The organism is Maribacter sp. Asnod2-G09 (assembly GCF_045063795.1).
Taxonomy (GTDB): domain Bacteria; phylum Bacteroidota; class Bacteroidia; order Flavobacteriales; family Flavobacteriaceae; genus Maribacter.
The window spans coordinates 821,644-840,200 of record NZ_JBEFOA010000002.1 but is presented as its reverse complement, the minus strand read 5'-3'; the positions used below and the strand labels follow the sequence as shown (position 1 = coordinate 840,200).

Here is an 18,557-nt window from a genome sequence, read left to right as displayed (position 1 = left end):
TCAATTTTTTGTTCCATAATCGTTGATTCTTTCCAAGGCATAGCATCTGAATTTTGGTTTCAAATGCAACTTAAAAAGTGTAAACGATGTTTCTATAACTCTGTAAAGGATGTTTGTATATCGTACCAAATACGTGGTAACGTCTCGGCTAAGCGTAGTGCGGTAGTAAGGAAACTTTTCGTTTCCGTCTTCTTAAAAATTAATTATTTAATATTTCATTGATATATAGTGAACGATATTTTGCTGGATATTCAATCTGCACACCATGTGTTCCATTTTCAAATAGAAACCATTTTTTAGATGGTGCAACAATAGAATCAAAATAAGTCTTTGCCACAGATGTTTCAGTAAAATGATCATTGTCTCCTTGTAATATATAGACCGGCACTTTAAATTCTGGGATATCACGCATTAAATTCATATCAATTGCGGTTGATTCTAGAATTTTGGAAGCTGGATAGTACGATTCAGGACTATTCAGCATATCGGTAAATTTTTCTTTAAACGTCAAGCCATTATCCATAAACATATCTTTAAGAAATGAATAATCGGTGTCTAATTTAAAAGGTGCATATTTCAGCACAATATTTCGTTCTATTTCAAAGGCCTCTGTTACGGTATTGTTTATATTATTCGAATAAGGTGGTCGTCCTATTTGTTTTAATTGAGTAATAGAAAGAGTGTCATTATATTTCTCAGCTTCTGACATTGCAAAATCATAAGATAGTTCTTCAGAAAGCGATTGATTCGCCATAAGACCACTACCAATATAGGCGTAGTATAACTCAGGCTGTTTTTGAACCATATAAGCAGCTACAGCTGTGCCCCACGATAAACCTTCAATGTAAATCTTATCCTTTTCAAAAGTCTTTTTTAAATGTTCTGATAATTGTAAACCATCATCCACTATATGGTTTAAGGTAATGGAAGAATCAGGTATACTGTCATTATAAGCTAGTCCAGCCCCTCTTTGATCCCAATAACATACCGTAAATAAATCTTCCAAATCAACCCCTGCCAGTTTATAAATGACTGGTAAAATTGGTGCACCTGGTCCGCCGTGTACAATTAAAAGTACAGGATTATTTTTGTCTTTTCCCCTAATTGTAATCCTTTGAGGTACTCCATTTATTGTCATGTCTTCGTGCATGGCAATACTATTTGGAAGTACATCTCCCTTTTCGTCTAAAAAAGGTTCTTCTTCTCCAGAACTATTGATTCTAATTATTAGCAATACAACTAAAATTAACATGACAATTGCTCCCAGTAAAATCAAAAACCATTTCCCAATTTTCTTTACTATTTTCATATGCTCTTTATTAGTTCTATGATTTTTTCTTATTACTGCTAACGGTCTTGTGTATGTAACGAAGCGTCTATAAAGACACAAACTTTTCAAATTAACACAGTTCCGAGTATTTATTCTTTTTTCTTAATTTTCTCTTTTTAAATAGGCAATAATCTTTTGGTTTATCACAAATTAGCTATAATCTAAACAACTTACTTTATGCCGTTTTTATTAAATTGTTGTATTCGGTATATGTCCAATTTTAAAGTTACAAGAATTTGCGATGAAGCACATTTTATTAGCTTCTTCGTGTAATTCATTTGCTTTTACAATCATATTTTCTTCTGTAACTTTTACCTTCGGGTTAAGTGTAACTTCAGCAAATTTTCCGCTTCCATTTTTTGTTTCTTCCATTATTCCTGTAGCGTTATCTATATATTCAGTTACTATAATTTTATTTACAGAACATAAATGCAAATACCAAAGCATATGGCAGGCAGACAAGGAAGATAAAAAAAGGTCTTCTGGATTGTATCTTGTTTTATCTCCTAAAAATGAAGGGTCAGACGAACCATTAATAACGTTATACTTTCCATCAGCTATGATCGTATGGTTTCTGTTATAAGACTTGTAATTAAGAGTTCCGTTTCCCTCGTTTCCTGTCCATTCAACTTTTATTTCGTAGTTGTGTTTTTTCATTCTGAATTTATATTCTTTTCGGGTTTGTCAAACAACACCCAACGGTCTTGTGTATGAGTAGTTGCGTGATTTAGCATTAAGGTTAGCAAATAAATCACAGATAGAAAGTCCGCGAGGACTTTCGTAAGTAGGCCATAACTAGCAATAAATTATACACATTTTTGGTAATAGTTATTTATCAATATATGCCTTTGCAATAATGTCAATTAAGCTTATCCATTTAGATTTAAAATGTTCTTTGTCGTAAAGCCTTTTTTCATCTCGCAAATAGGTATTGTACTCTGAATCATTTAATTCGAGTGTTATCGAATATCCATAGTTATGACTTATCCATAATTCAGATTCAGGTTCGGTCGATTTTATTTCAGATTCGTTTTTTGAAAAGAAATCCAAAATGTTATTAAATTCAGGACAATCGTTTATATCAGATTCCGTATATCTATTGTTCTTTTTTGTCCTAATTGCTTTTACGTAACTATTTCCGTTTTTAGTCCAGAAAAATATTTTCGTTGCCTTATTCCCACGTCCATTATCAAAATGATAGAACGCTTTCAGAATGGTATCAACTTTTTTAGCTTTCAGTTCCGATTCAAATTCCGCAGAGGCTTCGTCCATTTTAAAAACATACTTCGACTTTTCTGTCTGTCCGTAGATTTTACTGCAAAGAAGTAGTACAACTAAACAGAGCCATAAATTTCGGAAGTGATTTTTCATAATTATTGCCAACTATTATATATGCACAATCGTAATCGTCTCTTATTTACTAAATTCTAAGGATACTCCACCTCATTCATCAACACCTCAATAGATTTCTCTAACTGCTGATCAATACCGTTTGCGATGATATCAGGTTGATTTTTCACAATAATTTCTGGGTCGGTTTCGTTATTTTCCATCCATTCGCCTGCTTTGTTTTTAGCGCTTACAGGTACTACGCCCCAGACGCCACCATTGGGTAAACGCTCCCAACCGGCAAAGCTACAGGTACCCGGTACCGGCATACCCACTGTTTTACCGATCTTTAAATCGACATAGCCACTTGCAAAACAAGATCCATCACTGTACATAGATTCATTGAACATCGCCAAGGTCGGTTTTGTCCATCTAGAGGTTGGTTCGCCACCTACTACCCTAGCTTCTGTTTCATACGATAAAAATGGTATACCAGTAAAGAACATTGCCAAATCTGCCACCAAGTCGCCACCACCATTAAAGCGGGTATCTACAATAACTCCTTTTTTCTCATTGAATTTACCCAACATTTCTTCATAAATGGTACGGTATGGTCCGTCGCTCATGCCTGGTATGTGTACATAGCCCAATGTACCGTTACTTTTTGCCAATACTTCTTTTTCATTATTTTTCACCCAACGGTCATAAAGTAATCCGTTTTCTACGCGTAAAGAAATAGGCTTTACGGTTAGCTGTTTGTGCTTACCTTTTTCATCGACAATATCTAACAAGGTAAAGTTACCTGCTATACGGTTTAAGTAGAAAGCGGCATCGGTAGACTCGCCTATGGTAACACCATTGATTTTCTCGATTATAGTACCTGGTTGTATATCGAATCCTGCTTTATCTAATGGTCCGCCTTTAATGACTTCCGTAATTTTCAATCCGGTACCTTTATAATCGTAATCCATGAAAAAACCTAACGAAGCTGTTTGATCTCCGTTTTCGATATTATCAGAGAAACGACCTCCGGCGTGACTCACATTCAGCTCCCCTAACATTTCTGAAACCATTTCAGAGAATTCAAAACCATTACCAATATGCGGTAAGTACTTCTCGTATTCGGTACGCATCGCTTTCCAATCTATACCGTGAAAATTTGAAGTGTAGAAAATACCGTTGGTACGCAACCAAATATGATCGAACATATACTTACGCTCTGCATCGGCATCTAAAACCATTTCTGCCTTTACTTTTACCGGTTCTGTCTTACTAGTAGCTACATAAACTTTAGATATACTACCGTCAGATAATAAGAACAGTTGCTCTTTCTTGGCATCCCATTGTAAACTTCCTGATTTCGCATCTAAGGCAATTAGCATTTTGGTGCTTTTAGTACGTATTTCTGTTTCCCAAAGGTTCAAGCCTTTTTCAAACTTGGTCAGGTAATACATTTTTTCTCCATCTTTAGAAAGTATGGCATCTGACAGTTTAGAAGAGTGTATGGTTAAACGCGCTTTTCTGCGTTCTACATCTTCCAAATCGAATTTCACCGTTTTTACTTCCTTTTTTACGTCTTTTTTATCATTCTTCTTTTTATCATCAGATTTGGCTTCGTCCTTTTTTTCTTCGGCAGCCTCTTCTATCATTTTCAACAAATCGTATTCCTCTTTTGTATTATTGAACTTATCCCAAGACTCTTGGTTCAAGAACATGGTATACACATCTGTTTCAAAAGAACCACTGGTCGCATAACTTTTAAGTCCGTCGCGATTCGAGAAATAGATAATCTGACTACCATCGTTCACCCATTTAGGTGAAAAATCATAATAACCGCTTTGAGTCAAATTTTTACGCTGTTTACCATCTTTAGAAATCAACAGTAACTCGGTATTATTCAACGAAACACTCCAATCTACCAACAGCCACTTACTATCCGGACTCCACTGATAGTACTGATCACCGTCTCTCATGTGAATCACATTATCAGGAGTCATTAAAGTAGTAATTTCTTTCGTTTTCAAGTTCTTCACCTTTATCGTTCTTCTACCTTCTACATAGGCAATATAGGTGCTATCTGGCGAGAATTCTGGCAGATAGATATCTTCTTTTGAAGTAACCAATGTATCTTCTTTGAATAACGTTGCCGCAAAGAAATAAGGTTCTTCTTTTCGGACTTTAGAAGATGTAAATATGCTCCATTTACCATTGCGTTCACTAGAGTATGCAACAGATTTACCATCGGGCATAAACTTTACAAATCGTTCTTGTTCTGGGGTATTGGTGATACGTTTAGTCAAAGAACCATCTACCGAGGTTACAAAGACTTCTCCCCTGCTGATAAAAGCGATTTCTTTACCATTAGGTGCAATATCCATTTCTTGAACACCACCGTTTACAGATACATATTTTATAGGATTACTGTCTTCTTGTGTTCTTACTATTATTTCTACTTTCTTAGCACCTTCACCGGCTTTTAGCGTATAAATTTCTCCATCATAACCAAATGCCAAAGTATTGTCACCAATACTTAACGAGCGTACCGGATGTGTCTTAAAACTGGTATGTGCAGCAATTTCAGGTGCTCCCGTCAACGACATGGAGAAGACATTAAACGTACCTTCTTGCTCGCTTAAATAGTAAATGGCACTGCCATCTTTTGAAAATACCGGATTACGATCTTCTCCTTTAAAAGTGGTAAGTTGTTTATGTTTTCCGGTGGATGGGTCATACGACCAAATATCTCTAGTTATAGCAGAAGTATGATGCTTTCTAAAGGTATCTTCATATCCTTTTTTATCGTGATACACCATCTTGCTACCATCGGTATTTACTTGTGCATCTTCTACTGGGACGGTCAATACTTGACCAACTCGCCCACCATTTACAGGAACGCTATATAATTCGGGCTGCGAACCTGTTGGGTATTGGCGATGCTCCACTATATCTAACCGATTTGCACCAAATAACACCTCTGAATCATCGGCAGAAAAACTATAGGGAGTTTCGTCATTACTATGATAGGTTAATCGTGTTGCTTCGCCGCCTTGGGCATCCATCACATAAACATCAAAATTGCCATATCTATTAGAGGCAAATGCTATCTTCTTTCCATTTTTACTCCAAACTGCTTTATAATCATGTGCAGAATGATAGGTTAACTGCTTTGCTACACCACCTTCTGCCGGTACCGTAAATAGATTGCCTTTATAAGTAAATGCAATAGTGCTTCCATTGGGAGAAATTGCTGGGTAACGCGCCCATTTAGGATTCGTTTGTGCCGTGCATACATAAGTTAAGCATACCGTTAAGGCGGTCAAAAAAGAATATTTCATACGTTTAGTTAGTTGGTCTATAGTAGTTTCGAAAGATAAGGATTACAATTGTTTGCTACAATCTATGTATGGTCGTTGGTATGCTTTTGTACATACTTTGCCAAAACCCAACAAATCTGTATAAATTTACTATCGCAGATAATCATGATACCACAGTGAAAGAAGAAGAAAATTATTGGACACAGCGTTATACCGAAAAACAAACAGGTTGGGATATTGGCTACCCTTCTACCCCTATTAAAGAATACATTGATCAGTTAACAGACAAGACCATTCAGATTTTAATACCGGGAGCCGGAAATGCGTATGAAGCGGAATACCTGTGGAAAGCAGGATTTAAAAATGTTCATATTCTAGATATCTCTAAAATTCCGTTACAGGAATTCAAAAAAAGGAATCCCGATTTCCCGGACGAGAATATGCATCAAGCAGATTTTTTCGAGTTCAAAGGACAGTACGACCTTATACTAGAACAGACTTTTTTCTGCTCTTTTGTGCCCACTGACACCAATAGAAATACCTATGCCAAACACATTGCTGAACTACTAAAACCAACTGGTAAGTTAGTGGGACTCTGGTTTAATATTCCATTAACCGACAACATGGAAAAACGCCCATTTGGTGGAAACAAAGATCTCTATACCAATTATTTATCACCCTATTTTAAAACGATCACTTTCGATCCCTGTTATAACTCTATAAAGCCTAGGCAATGCAATGAGTTGTTTGGGATTTTTGTAAAAATTTAGTTGTTGGTTGTTGGTTGTTGGTTGTTGGTTGTTGGTTGTTGGTTGTTGGTTGTTGGTTGTTGGTTGTTGGTTGTTGGTTGTCACTTCGCTTTCGCTCAGTGACCTGACTAAAATCGTGTCCGTTCGAGCGCAGTCGAGAACTATCAGTGTTCCACTTAAACAGATTGCTTCGTACCTCGCAAAGACGAATAAAAAAAACTGAACACTGAGAACTGATGCTGCCTAATGAAATTCGCTCAGTGACCTAAATACGTGTTGTCAGTTCGAGTGAATTTCGAGGAACGAGAAATTAGTATCGAGAACCTTTATGTGTTCCAATGGTTCTCGATACCTGCCCGCCGGCAGGCAGGCAACTTTGTAGTTTCCGCTATGCTACAACTAAAAAGCCACTCGAACTGACATTCTTGTAAGCGAATTGTCATCCTGAGCGCAGTCGAAGGGACTGGAGGACTCTCACTTCGGCTACGCTCAGTGAACTAGACAATGTTGTAACCAATAATCATTAATTAAACAGATTGCAACGTCGAAAAAAGCTCCTCGCAAAGACGTTTACGATAATCACATAGTATAACTGCAACTGAAAACTGGTACTGCCTACTGAAAACTGAACACTGAGAACTGGTACTGCCAACTGATACTGCCTACTGAACACTGCCAACTGTTACTGAAAACTGCCAACTGAACACTGAACCGCAAAAGTGTTAAAGAATTACGGATAATTCAAAACCGCATACTGTTAACATCCTTTTAAGAATACTTCCCTTTCTTTTCCGCTATTTTTAAGCACATAACTAACAAACCACTCAAATGACTTCAAGATTACTCTCCTTGCTGGTGCTTTTTGCATCTTTTTTCGTTTCTGCACAAGAATTTAAAATGGACATGGTACAAGACATGAAACCCCGTAACATCGGTCCCGGTGGTATGAGCGGTCGTGTTACCAGTATTGATGTCGTGAATTCCAATCCTGATATTATGTATGTAGGTACCGCTTCTGGCGGATTGTGGAAATCTACTTCTGGTGGTATAAAATGGGATCCTATTTTTGATAAAGAAGTAACTGCTTCTATTGGTGCCGTTGCCATTCAGCAAAGTAACCCGTCTGTAATTTGGGCAGGTACCGGAGAAGGTAATCCTAGAAATAGTTTGAATGGTGGCTACGGAGTATATAAATCTCTGGATGGCGGTAAAACCTGGAAATCTATGGGTCTTGAAAAAACGAGACATATTCATAGAATTAAAATTGACCCAATGAACCCGAATACCGTGTATGTCGGTGCAATCGGTTCTCCTTGGGGCGAGCACCCTGAACGCGGAGTCTTTAAAACTACTGATGGTGGCGAAACTTGGGAGAAAGTGCTTTTCGTAAATAACAAAACGGGGGTTGCTGATCTTATTATGGACCCAACCAACCCAAATAAACTTATCGCTGCCATGTGGGAACATAAGCGTGAGCCTTGGTTCTTTAATTCTGGTGGTTCTGGTAGTGGTCTATACATTACCCATGATGGTGGTAAGAATTGGAAAAAACTTAGTGAAGAAGATGGTCTGCCTGCTGGCGATTTGGGTAGAATTGGTGTTGCCATTGCTCCTGGAAAGCCAGATGTTATTTACGCTTTAGTGGAAGCCAAAAAGAATGCGCTGTACAAATCTGAAGATGGCGGATTTAAATGGAAGAAAATCAATGATAAGAATGATATCGGTAATAGACCTTTCTACTATTCCGAAATATATGTAGATCCTGAAAATGAAAATAGAGTTTTCTCGGTATTTACATACGTCAACGTTTCGCAAGATGGTGGTAAGAACTTTACACAATTGATGCCTGCTTACCGTGCAGATAACGGTGTTCACCCTGATCACCATGCATTCTGGATTCACCCAGAAAACGGACAGTTTATGATGGACGGTAATGATGGCGGATTAAACATTTCAAAAGATGGTGGGAAAACATGGCGTTTTGTTGGTAACCTACCGGTTGCGCAATTTTACCATATAGCAACTGATAATGAATATCCTTATAATGTATACGGTGGTATGCAAGATAATGGTAGTTGGAGAGGACCTGCTTATGTTTGGAAAGCTCAAGGAATTCGTAATAGCTACTGGCAAGAAATAAGTTTCGGTGATGGATTTGATGTGGTACCTGATCCTGTAGATTCTAGATATGGTTATACAATGAGTCAGCAAGGTAACGTACAACGTTTTGATCATGTTACGGGTAATAATTACATCGTACGCCCTACTCCACCAGATGCTGAAACTGAACTTCGTTTTAACTGGAATTCGGCTATTAGTCAAGACCCTTTTGATAATAGCACCCTTTATTTTGGTAGTCAGTTTGTACACAAGAGTACAGATAAGGCATTAACGTGGAAGCTTATTTCTCCAGATTTAACTACCAACGATCCTGAAAAGCAAAAGCAAAGCGAAAGTGGCGGATTGTCCATGGATGCAACGGGAGCAGAAAACCACACCACTATTTTGGTAATTGAGCCATCACCTATTGAAAAAGATATGTTATGGACAGGTTCTGATGATGGTCGTGTACATTACACTCAAAATGGTGGAGAAACTTGGACAGAGGTAACCGCAAATATTAAAGGCTTACCAAAAGGAAGCTGGATTCCTCAGATAAAAGCATCTACCCGTAATAAAGGGGAAGCACTTTTAATCGCTAATGATTATAGAAGATTCAATTACACTCCGTATGCATACCGCACTAAAGATTATGGTAAAAGCTGGACAAGAATTGTTGATGCTTCTGATGTAGAAAGCTATACGTTATCAATCATAGAAGATCCTAAGAATCCGAATTTGGTATTTTTAGGTACCGATGATGGCTTATATGTTTCTTTCAATGCAGGTGAAAAATGGCAAAAATGGACCGAAGGCTTCCCAACGGTTTCTACAAAAGATTTAGCTATTCACCCAAGAGAGCATGATTTGGTGATAGGTACGTTTGGTAGAGCTGCATGGGTATTAGACGATATTCGTCCCTTACGCGCTTTGGCTGCTGATGCAACCATTCTAAATAAAGACCTTGAATTATTTACGCCTCCAACGGCATATCAAGCAGCTTATCAACAACCAACAGGAAGTCGTTTCGGTGGCGACGGACTGTATCAAGGTGAAAACAAAAAGTCTGGCGCTATGATTACATATTATCTAAAAGAAGGTAAGAAAGCTGCTAAAAAAGGAAATCCAAAGGGAGATAAGAAAGAGAAAAATGCCGAAAAGACATCCGAAGAAAAAACAGAGAAGGTAGAATTAACAGGAGTTCAAAAGAAAGATTCCGTACAGTTCGATTTTTACGATGGCGATAGATTAATTCGCACCTTAAAATACAAGACTCCAGAAAAAGCAGGTTTCCATAGAATTTACTGGAGAATGGATGAAAAAGGTGCGGACAGACCTTCAAGAAAAGTAATTACCAAAAAGAAAGAATCTGGCGGTTTAGATGTAAAACCAGGAACTTACACTATCAAAATGCTTTATGGTGACATGGTAGAAGAAACTAAAATCACAATAGCTTCTGACCCTCGTTTAAACGTTTCTACCGTAGCTATCAACGAAGCGTATGACAACGGAAAAGTTCTAGAATCATACATGCAAAAAGCTGCGGATGCCGTACAGCAATTAGCAAAAAGTAAAGAAACAGCAGAAAAGTTTCAAAAAGAACTAAAGAAGGAAGATGATAAAAAATACAAAGAGCAGATAGATGCTTCTAAAGATATCATCAAACAAATAGATTCTGTAACTGCAATCTATTTAGGCAAAGTTGATAAGCGACAAGGTATTACCCGTAGCAAAGAGATGACGGTAATGCAGCGTTTACAAATTGCAAGACGTTATGTTGGTTCTAGACAAGCAGGTATGACAGCTACAGAAAAGCAGCTTATGCAATTTGCAAAAGAGGAACTAGAAGGAGCTCTAGAGAAAACGAATTCATTTTTCTCTACTAAATGGAAAGCTTACAGATCAGCTATGGAAAGCTTAGAGCTTTCTCCGTTCAAGGAAGTAGATACTTTTAGTTTAAAATAATTCTCATAATATTAGGCATACTCACTTAAAACCATCAATTATGAAAAAATTATTCGCTTGTTTTGCCATAGCTCTTATTTGGAGTTGTACAGAAAAAAAAGAAGTTCAAAAGGAAGAGCAAAAAGAGGTAGAAATCACCAAAATACCTGATCAATATTCCATTAAACAAATGATGGATAATGAAGCTATTTCTGGTGGTAGTTTTTATCGTGATAATTCTAAATTATTGGTTTCAAGTAATAGGTCTGGTATTTATAATATGTATACCGTGCCTACCACAGGTGGTGAGTTAACGCCCATAACACAATCTGACAGTGCTTCTATTTTTGCGATTTCCTATTTCCCTAGAGATGAGCGAATGCTTTTTAGTATGGATGGTAATGGTGATGAAATATACCATATCTACATCCGCAATCTAAATGGTAGTCTTACAGATCTTACGCCTGCCAAAGGTGCTAGGGCTAGTTTTCAAGGATGGGCAGAAGATGACCAAAGTTTCTTTTTTACATCGAACAAGCGAGATGCTAAATACATGGATCTGTATCAAATGGATTTTCTTAATTATTCGCCTAAATTAATTTTTAAGAATGAAGAAGGATATGAAATTGGAAACCTTAGTAAGGATGAAAAATATTTGACGTTGGGTAAATCTTTAAATACCAACGATTCAGACTTATACCTATATGACCTATCCACAAAGAAGAAAATTAAGATCAATAAAACGCAAAGTGCAAATAGTAGTCAAGATTTTTCTCCCTCTGGCGATGAACTTTATTATACCACAGATGAAGGCAGTGAGTTTTCATACTTAATGAAGTATAATATTGCATCTGGCGCGACCGAAAAAGTGATTACCCGTGATTGGGATATTTTAGGTAGTTACTTTACAGATAACGGCAGTTATTTGGTCACCTATATCAATGAAGATGCAAAGAACACTATTGAAGTGATGGATGTAGCCACTATGGAGAATATAGATTTACCTGAGTTTGATGCCATGGCAATAACCAATGTAGATTTCTCAAAAGACGAAAAATGGATGCGTTTTTATGCAGGTGGCTCGCATACTCCAAGCAATTTATATGTCTATAACCTAGAAACGGAAGAACAAAAGCAATTAACAGATGTTCTAAATCCTGAAATTAAGATAGATGATCTTGTTTCTGCTGAAGTAGTGCGTTATAAGTCTTTTGACGGAGTAGAAATACCTGCCATTTACTATAAGCCTCACCAAGCAAATGCCGATGCAAAAGTACCAGCTTTGGTTTGGGTTCATGGAGGACCGGGCGGACAAAGTCGACAAAATTTTAGTTCTTTCATTCAATACCTTACCAATCATGGTTATGCCGTACTTGCTGTAAACAACCGTGGTAGTAGCGGCTATGGAAAAACGTTTTACCAAATGGATGATTTAAACCATGGCGATAAAGATTTAAAAGATTGTGTTGAAGGTAAAAACTGGCTTTCGGCTCAACCAGAAATCGATGCCGATAAAATAGGAATCATAGGTGGTTCTTATGGTGGTTATATGACCATGGCAGCATTGACATACACTCCTGAAGAATTTGCAGTTGGTGTTAATTTGTTCGGAGTAACCAATTGGATAAGAACACTAAAAAGTATACCACCATGGTGGGAATCTTTTAAAGATGCTCTTTATTTAGAATTGGGAGACCCCTACAGTGCAGATTCTGTTCGTTTAAAAGAAATCTCACCTCTTTTCCATACCGATAAGGTAACCAAACCTTTAATTGTACTGCAAGGTTCGCAAGATCCACGTGTGTTACAAGTTGAATCTGATGAGATTGTTGCAGGGGTAAAAAAGAACGGAGTTCCTGTAGAATATGTTCTTTTTGAAGATGAAGGACATGGTTTTGTCAAAAAAGAAAATCAGATTGAAGCCTACAGTAGGGTTTTAGATTTTTTAGATTTGTATTTAAAGAAAGATAAAGACACCCCAATTGAGGCGGGTGAAGAATAAATCTAAAAATAGAGTTACACCTTAAATTAAAGAATGAAGAAAGTTATTACCGCACTGGTACTATTAGCAACCATTACTTATACAAACGCGCAAAGTGAAATAACCGGTGAAGATGATTTTGGTAGTTGGTTCATGTATTTTGGAACCAATAAAATTGCCGAAAAATGGAGTATACATACCGAAGCGCAGTTTAGATATTATGAGATGGCATCTAACTTTAATCAGTTGTTGCTGCGTACGGGAGTAAATTATCATATTAATCCTAATGCTATTGCCACTTTGGGGTACGGTTTTATTGATACCGACCCTACCTTTAGGGAATTTGATGTTCTTGGTGATGATGCCATTTTTGAAAATAATGCTATTTCAGAGCATCGCATTTTTGAGCAGTTTATTCTAAAAAACAAAGTATGGGAATTTAAATTTGAGCATCGCTACCGTTTAGAGCAACGCTTTGTTCAAAACAACGCCACCGGCATCAGTAATACATTACACAGAGCTCGCTACAGAATTCAAATGACCCTACCCCTAACCGATATTTTTTTCCTGAATTTCTATGATGAGATCTTTATCAACCTACAAGACGATGCCTTTGGTCAAAATCGTGCGTATGCTGCCTTGGGAGTTAATGTAACCGAAGATTTAAGTATGCAATTTGGGTATTTAAAAAATCACTTTAGCGAGACTAATTTTGACCGTTTTCAAGTAGGCTTATTTTATAACACAGATTTACGTGGCATTTTTAAAAAGAAGAAGTAAATTTATACTATAATTAAAACACATTATCATGAAAAAAATAGCACTTACATTCGCTAGTGCACTTTTAATCGTTTTTGCAAGTTGTAAAGACGCTAAAAAAAGTGAAGAGTCTAAAAGCGTTGAAGCAACAAGCGAAGCAACTGAAATGTTCAGCTTAGTACAAGATTCAACAAAAGTAAGTTTTACCGCTTACAAGACAACAGATAAAGTACCTGTTGGTGGCATGTTTAAAAAGATAAACTTCACAAAAACAAATAGCGGTGCAACTGCTATGGAAGCCTTAAATGGAACCGAGTTTAGCATTCCAGTTAGTAGCTTATTCACTAACGACCCAACGGGAACAAGAGACCCTAAACTATTAGAGTTTTTCTTTGGCGTATTAAAGGATACAGAATTAATCTCTGGTATTTTTAAAGTTGATGGAGACCAAGGTTCTATTGATGTTACCTTGAACGGAGAAACACAAAACATTCCGCTTGCATATGAAATGAACGGTGATGATAAAATCACCTTCACAGGTACTATGGATTTGGCAAATTGGAATGCTATGGATGCCGTTGCATCTATAAACAAAGCGTGTGAAATTTTGCATACAGGTAAAGATGGTGTCAGTAAAACATGGAGCGAGGTTGCCGTTAAAGCAGAAGTGCTATTGACAAAATAAAAATTCAATTTTATCATATTTAAAAAAGAGGTGCTTTTCAGTACCTCTTTTTTTTGCCCTAAAGATTAAAAGGATTGCTCATATCATGTAAATATTTGATATTGATTGTTTTAAATTATAATTTTCCTATTCACAATAAAAACTATCAAAATGAAAATATTTAAAATTGAATTAGCACTATTGGCACTATTAGCTGTCTTTAGTTGCAAAGAGGTAAAAAAAGAGGCGTCTGAAGCTAAAGAAGAAGTTGAAGAACTAATGGATGAGGCTAAAGCAGAAATGAACGATGAGGAAACTGTCGTGAAATTTATGCTGGAACCAAAAAGCGATAGTAATGTAAAAGGTGAAGTAACCTTTACCCAAGATGATGACGAAGTAGAAATGGTAGCCATGCTATCTGGCTTATCTGAAGGCGAGCATGCCATTCATATTCACCAAACGGCAGATTGCACTGCTGCAGATGGATCTTCTACTGGCGGACACTGGAACCCAACAAATGAACCACATGGTAAATGGGGAGCTTCTGAAGGATATCACAAAGGTGATATTGGTAACTTTACCGCAGATGCCGATGGTAATGCAAAAGTTGAATTTGAAACAGAAGAATGGTGTATTGGCTGTGATGATGAAAACAAAAATATTTTGGGCAAAGGTGTTATTGTACACCAAGGGGTGGACGACTATACTTCACAGCCCAGCGGTGCTGCTGGTGCACGTGTAAGTTGTGCCGGTATAATTGAATAGGGTTAATAATTTTTTTAATAAAAGCTGTTCTTGGAACAGCTTTTTCTATTTTTAACCGTTTTAAAAAATTACGTATGCAACTAGACCTTTTGGTTGATCAGTTTAAAAAGAAAGACCAATCGGCTTTCGAAAAGCTATATGGCATGTATAGCGAAAATATTTGTGGTGTAATAAACACCATCGTTAAGAACGATGCACGTTCCCAAGAAATTTGTCAAGATGTATTCATTAAAATATGGAACAACTGTGAAAGTTACAACTCATCTAAAGGAAGATTCTTTACCTGGGTATTGAACATTGCAAGAAATGCTGCTATCGATGAAATACGCAGTAGGTCGTATAAAAATGAAAAAAAGAACCTTAGTGCAGATTACTTCGTAAATATTTTACAGCACAAGGAAGAAGAAGAAACTTCTAATGTGGACACCAAGGGAGTAAGAAACCTCGTTAAAAATTTAAAGGAAAAATGTGTACAGATCATTGAACTGTTATACTTTAGAGGATACACTCAAAAAGATGCTGCCGAAGAATTGGAAATTCCGATCGGTACTGTAAAAACAAGAAATAGAAGTTGCATTTCCCAACTAAGGGAAAATATGGCCGTAAGATAGTATGGATGTAGAAAAATACATAGCATCGGGAATTTTGGAGCTTTACGTAGCCGGTACGCTTTCAGAGAAGGAAAATCTGGAAATTGCCAACTACGCTAAAGAGTATCCTCAAATTCAGAAAGAAATTGAAGCTATTGAAGCTTCAATATTAGAGTTGTCAAGAAAGGCATCACCTGGTTATAACTATTCATTTGCAGCATTAATGAATAGAATTAACGGTGAAGTTAAGGTAGTTGATATTAATGAGAAGCGTAGTTCACCGTTCTTATCATATATTGGTTGGGCAGCATCTGTTCTATTGGCCGTTGGTCTATTTTGGATGTATCAGCAGAACCAAGATTTAAAATCTAATATAGAGGTTGTTGAAAAACAAAATGTAGATTTGGAACAGCAAATTGCAGATACCGATTCTTCTTTAGAACAAACTCAAGAACTTTTGAATACACTGCGTGACCAAAACATTAGTGTAATTGCATTAGGTGGTCAAGCAGTATCACCTACTTCTTACGCCAAAGCATATTGGAACAAGGAAGACCAAAAAGTTTTCATAGATGCCAAAGGTTTACCTGAACCACCAGATGGTTTTGTATACCAAGTTTGGTCTCTTAAACTTTCTCCGCTTACCCCTACTAGTATGGGGCTGCTAGAAGATTTTGCTACCGATGAGAACAAAGTCTTTGCGCTGAATAATCCGAACGATTCTGAAGCATTTGGTATTACATTAGAGCCGGCAGGTGGAAGTGAATCGCCAAACCTAGAGCAATTATATACACTAGGTGTTGTAGCTAGTTCATAATACATTAAAATTTAAAGTATAATGGGCAGTTTTTAAAAACTGCCCATTTTTTTTACTATTTTGCCACCATGGATTTAAAGAAACTTTTCGGAACCGTTTTAACCCTATTAGGTATTGGCGGACTTGTTTATACTGCAATTTTATTTGGTAATAGCACTGGTACCACTAAACAATTAATCGTTTTTGGCGTATTAGGCGCTATATTTTTCTTCTCAGGAATAGGATTGATCAGGAATACCAGTAAGAACTAAAACGGCAAATGTTTTAGATTACTTATCTTTTTTTACCCGACTAAAACTTAAACTTTTTACCAACCATTTCGGTAAGGTTTTATGCGGATTCCTCTTTTTAAGATTCAGGAACAATCCTAATGATTTTAGAATAGGGACTTTATGCGTTTCTACCAATTCTATCAACGTACCATCAGGATCTTCCATATAACTAAAATGACCCGCTGCATCGCCCATATCAAAACTATTGGCACTGTCTACGGTAAAAGGATAACCATTGGTTTTAGCTTTTTCCCTAATCAAACTCATACCTGATACATCAAAACACAAGTGTATATACCCCAAGTCTCCCCACAATCTATTTTCAAATATCTTAATAGGTGTTCTATCTAAAACCTGAATAAGTTCTAGTTGTGTGGGACCTAGAAGGTCTCCGAATCCGCCAACGGACTTTCGTTCTTGAGAAATAATTACTCTTCTATATTTTCCTGTGGTACTATCGTTTTCAAGTGTTTCAATAGTATCGTATGTTTTTAATGAATACCCTAACATTGAACTATAAAATTCAATTGAATTTTCCATATTACTAACGCCAATTACAGCGCCTAGCACTCCCCCATTTTTAGATGATTGCTCACAAAAAACATAATGATCTTCAACCATTTGAACCCGGTTACCAAAAGGATCGGTAAAATAGAAACTAGAACGATAAGACTGACTGATTTCTGAGAGACTAGACACTTTTAAATCCCTCAAATACGAATGCATTTCAATCAGGTTTTCACATCTAATTTTCATTGCATAAATACCTAAATCCCCAAATTGAATTGGATTAATAGCAGCAGTAGGAGTCCGATCTTTAAACTGCCAAATTTCTAATCCGCCGCCACCCGTCATATTTAACGATAAGTAGGCTTCTCGTTTTTCAGCCTTACCATTGGTATACCTCGTCATCAACGAAGCAACTGCCTCATCTTCAAACAACAAAATATCAAAACCCAAATGCTTTCTATACCAATTAAATACTTTCTTTACATCGAGAACGCCTATCCCAATTTGCTGAATTCCGTTTATAATCTCAACCATTGTATGGGGTGCGTATCAATTTATTATGAAGTGTTTTGAGTTTATTACCTGGATACCCAAATTTAAAAAGTACCACTAAAAGAAAGTTAGAAAGGTTTACCCTGAGATACGAATTAGACTCATACTTACGAGCAGAAACAATCAAGTCATTTTTAACGATTGTATACGGTACGTTCTCTTTTTTCATCCGACGGAAAAATTCAAAATCTTCCATCAATACTTGCTCCTCATCAAATCTACCCAGCTGATTAAAAGCATCTTTTTTAATGAAAAGGCATTGATCTCCGCCACCGGTAAATAAACCGTCTTTAGCCGTAAACGAAGCATTTACCCGTAAGTACCATGCGTCTTTATCAAATTTATATGAAAAAAAACCTGCATCATATCCATTCTTTAAACTAATGAGAATATCATCAACAAATCCCGCTGGTGGTACTACATCAGCATGTAAAAAAACAAAGGTATTGCCTAAAGCAATTTGAGAAGCTTCGTTCATTTGAGCTGCTCTACCCTTATTCTTACAATGTAATATTTTAACTTTCTGACTACAGTCTAGCTTTTCAATGGTATCAGAATTACCTGGGGAAACGGCAACTATAATTTCCAAGAGCTTTTCATGCTCAATAAAACAAGCAACTTTAAAAAGTCGTTGCAAGTTATCATATTCATTATGGGCTGGGATTATAATACTTATCATGGCAATAGCTAAGGCATATATATTAAAAAGTAAAACAATACCTGAATAGTATCTAGTTTTACGCCTTACTTACGCAAATTGAGAAAAATAGTTTTAAAACCACCTTAAAACTTTTAAAATAAATTACTGTAATCTATTAAATAAATATTCGACCAAGCTTGCACGAACCTTTAGACTATAATTACGTAGTTATAGGTAACCT

The 18,557-nt window shown here is 36.7% G+C and carries 15 protein-coding genes; 9 read left to right on the top strand and 6 right to left on the bottom strand.

Features of this window, described 5'->3' with window-relative positions:
• Positions 1-199 precede the first annotated feature (199 nt).
• The 4 genes from ACJJVT_RS03800 to ACJJVT_RS03785 all read right to left on the bottom strand — a co-directional run bounded on the left by ACJJVT_RS03800 (position 200) and on the right by ACJJVT_RS03785 (position 5,994).
• A complete protein-coding gene (locus ACJJVT_RS03800; RefSeq protein ID WP_405396628.1) occupies positions 200-1,309 on the bottom strand; it encodes an alpha/beta fold hydrolase in 1,110 nt (369 codons plus the stop codon).
• Between the two features lie 210 nt (positions 1,310-1,519).
• Positions 1,520-1,987 (bottom strand): OsmC family protein, encoded by a 468-nt coding sequence (locus tag ACJJVT_RS03795; RefSeq protein ID WP_405396627.1) that lies wholly within the window; start codon positions 1,985-1,987, stop codon positions 1,520-1,522.
• A gap of 171 nt (positions 1,988-2,158) precedes the next feature.
• Positions 2,159-2,701, bottom strand: a complete 543-nt coding sequence (locus tag ACJJVT_RS03790; RefSeq protein WP_405396625.1) for a hypothetical protein — start codon at positions 2,699-2,701, stop codon at positions 2,159-2,161.
• 56 nt (positions 2,702-2,757) lie between these two features.
• Entirely contained in the window at positions 2,758-5,994 is a 3,237-nt protein-coding gene (locus ACJJVT_RS03785) for a S41 family peptidase (protein ID WP_405396623.1), read from the bottom strand.
• Between the two features lie 80 nt (positions 5,995-6,074).
• Between ACJJVT_RS03785 and ACJJVT_RS03780 the strand changes: the two genes are divergently transcribed.
• The 9 genes from ACJJVT_RS03780 (at position 6,075) to ACJJVT_RS03740 (ending at position 16,593) form a co-directional block, all read left to right on the top strand.
• Positions 6,075-6,743, top strand: coding sequence for a methyltransferase domain-containing protein (locus tag ACJJVT_RS03780; protein WP_405396622.1), 669 nt, complete (start codon positions 6,075-6,077; stop codon positions 6,741-6,743).
• Between the two features lie 807 nt (positions 6,744-7,550).
• Complete coding sequence (locus ACJJVT_RS03775) at positions 7,551-10,787, top strand: hypothetical protein (protein WP_405396620.1); 3,237 nt, start codon at positions 7,551-7,553, stop codon at positions 10,785-10,787.
• 40 nt (positions 10,788-10,827) lie between these two features.
• The gene (locus ACJJVT_RS03770) at positions 10,828-12,768 is read left to right on the top strand and encodes a S9 family peptidase (RefSeq protein WP_405396618.1); all 1,941 of its coding nucleotides are present in this window, start codon (positions 10,828-10,830) and stop codon (positions 12,766-12,768) included.
• A 33-nt stretch (positions 12,769-12,801) separates the two neighbouring features.
• Positions 12,802-13,527, top strand: coding sequence for a DUF2490 domain-containing protein (locus tag ACJJVT_RS03765; RefSeq protein WP_303599823.1), 726 nt, complete (start codon positions 12,802-12,804; stop codon positions 13,525-13,527).
• A gap of 28 nt (positions 13,528-13,555) precedes the next feature.
• Complete coding sequence (locus tag ACJJVT_RS03760; RefSeq protein ID WP_405396616.1) at positions 13,556-14,191, top strand: hypothetical protein; 636 nt, start codon at positions 13,556-13,558, stop codon at positions 14,189-14,191.
• A gap of 150 nt (positions 14,192-14,341) precedes the next feature.
• Complete coding sequence (locus ACJJVT_RS03755; RefSeq protein ID WP_405396613.1) at positions 14,342-14,935, top strand: superoxide dismutase family protein; 594 nt, start codon at positions 14,342-14,344, stop codon at positions 14,933-14,935.
• Between the two features lie 74 nt (positions 14,936-15,009).
• The gene (locus tag ACJJVT_RS03750) at positions 15,010-15,546 is read left to right on the top strand and encodes an RNA polymerase sigma factor (RefSeq protein ID WP_299800069.1); all 537 of its coding nucleotides are present in this window, start codon (positions 15,010-15,012) and stop codon (positions 15,544-15,546) included.
• Position 15,547: 1 nt separating this feature from the next.
• Positions 15,548-16,342, top strand: coding sequence for an anti-sigma factor domain-containing protein (locus ACJJVT_RS03745; RefSeq protein ID WP_405396611.1), 795 nt, complete (start codon positions 15,548-15,550; stop codon positions 16,340-16,342).
• Positions 16,343-16,410: 68 nt separating this feature from the next.
• Entirely contained in the window at positions 16,411-16,593 is a 183-nt protein-coding gene (locus tag ACJJVT_RS03740; RefSeq protein ID WP_299317897.1) for a hypothetical protein, read from the top strand.
• Positions 16,594-16,611: 18 nt separating this feature from the next.
• Here ACJJVT_RS03740 and ACJJVT_RS03735 read toward each other — a convergent pair whose 3' ends face one another.
• Together ACJJVT_RS03735 and ACJJVT_RS03730 are read right to left on the bottom strand one after the other, a co-directional pair.
• Complete coding sequence (locus ACJJVT_RS03735; RefSeq protein ID WP_405396609.1) at positions 16,612-17,658, bottom strand: VOC family protein; 1,047 nt, start codon at positions 17,656-17,658, stop codon at positions 16,612-16,614.
• Entirely contained in the window at positions 17,651-18,355 is a 705-nt protein-coding gene (locus tag ACJJVT_RS03730; protein ID WP_405396607.1) for a glycosyltransferase, read from the bottom strand. The genes ACJJVT_RS03735 and ACJJVT_RS03730 overlap by 8 nt, the downstream gene beginning before the upstream one ends.
• Between the last annotated feature and the right edge of the window lie 202 nt (positions 18,356-18,557).

Bases quoted from the DNA above. Each gene is read 5' to 3' on its own strand.
- ACJJVT_RS03800 (WP_405396628.1), bottom strand. From the start codon at position 1,309: ATGAAAATAGTAAAGAAAATTGGGAAATGGTTTTTGATTTTACTGGGA.
- ACJJVT_RS03795 (WP_405396627.1), bottom strand. From the start codon at position 1,987: ATGAAAAAACACAACTACGAAATAAAAGTTGAATGGACAGGAAACGAG.
- ACJJVT_RS03790 (WP_405396625.1), bottom strand. From the start codon at position 2,701: ATGAAAAATCACTTCCGAAATTTATGGCTCTGTTTAGTTGTACTACTT.
- ACJJVT_RS03785 (WP_405396623.1), bottom strand. From the start codon at position 5,994: ATGAAATATTCTTTTTTGACCGCCTTAACGGTATGCTTAACTTATGTA.
- ACJJVT_RS03780 (WP_405396622.1), top strand. From the start codon at position 6,075: ATGCTTTTGTACATACTTTGCCAAAACCCAACAAATCTGTATAAATTT.
- ACJJVT_RS03775 (WP_405396620.1), top strand. From the start codon at position 7,551: ATGACTTCAAGATTACTCTCCTTGCTGGTGCTTTTTGCATCTTTTTTC.
- ACJJVT_RS03770 (WP_405396618.1), top strand. From the start codon at position 10,828: ATGAAAAAATTATTCGCTTGTTTTGCCATAGCTCTTATTTGGAGTTGT.
- ACJJVT_RS03765 (WP_303599823.1), top strand. From the start codon at position 12,802: ATGAAGAAAGTTATTACCGCACTGGTACTATTAGCAACCATTACTTAT.
- ACJJVT_RS03760 (WP_405396616.1), top strand. From the start codon at position 13,556: ATGAAAAAAATAGCACTTACATTCGCTAGTGCACTTTTAATCGTTTTT.
- ACJJVT_RS03755 (WP_405396613.1), top strand. From the start codon at position 14,342: ATGAAAATATTTAAAATTGAATTAGCACTATTGGCACTATTAGCTGTC.
- ACJJVT_RS03750 (WP_299800069.1), top strand. From the start codon at position 15,010: ATGCAACTAGACCTTTTGGTTGATCAGTTTAAAAAGAAAGACCAATCG.
- ACJJVT_RS03745 (WP_405396611.1), top strand. From the start codon at position 15,548: ATGGATGTAGAAAAATACATAGCATCGGGAATTTTGGAGCTTTACGTA.
- ACJJVT_RS03740 (WP_299317897.1), top strand. From the start codon at position 16,411: ATGGATTTAAAGAAACTTTTCGGAACCGTTTTAACCCTATTAGGTATT.
- ACJJVT_RS03735 (WP_405396609.1), bottom strand. From the start codon at position 17,658: ATGGTTGAGATTATAAACGGAATTCAGCAAATTGGGATAGGCGTTCTC.
- ACJJVT_RS03730 (WP_405396607.1), bottom strand. From the start codon at position 18,355: ATGATAAGTATTATAATCCCAGCCCATAATGAATATGATAACTTGCAA.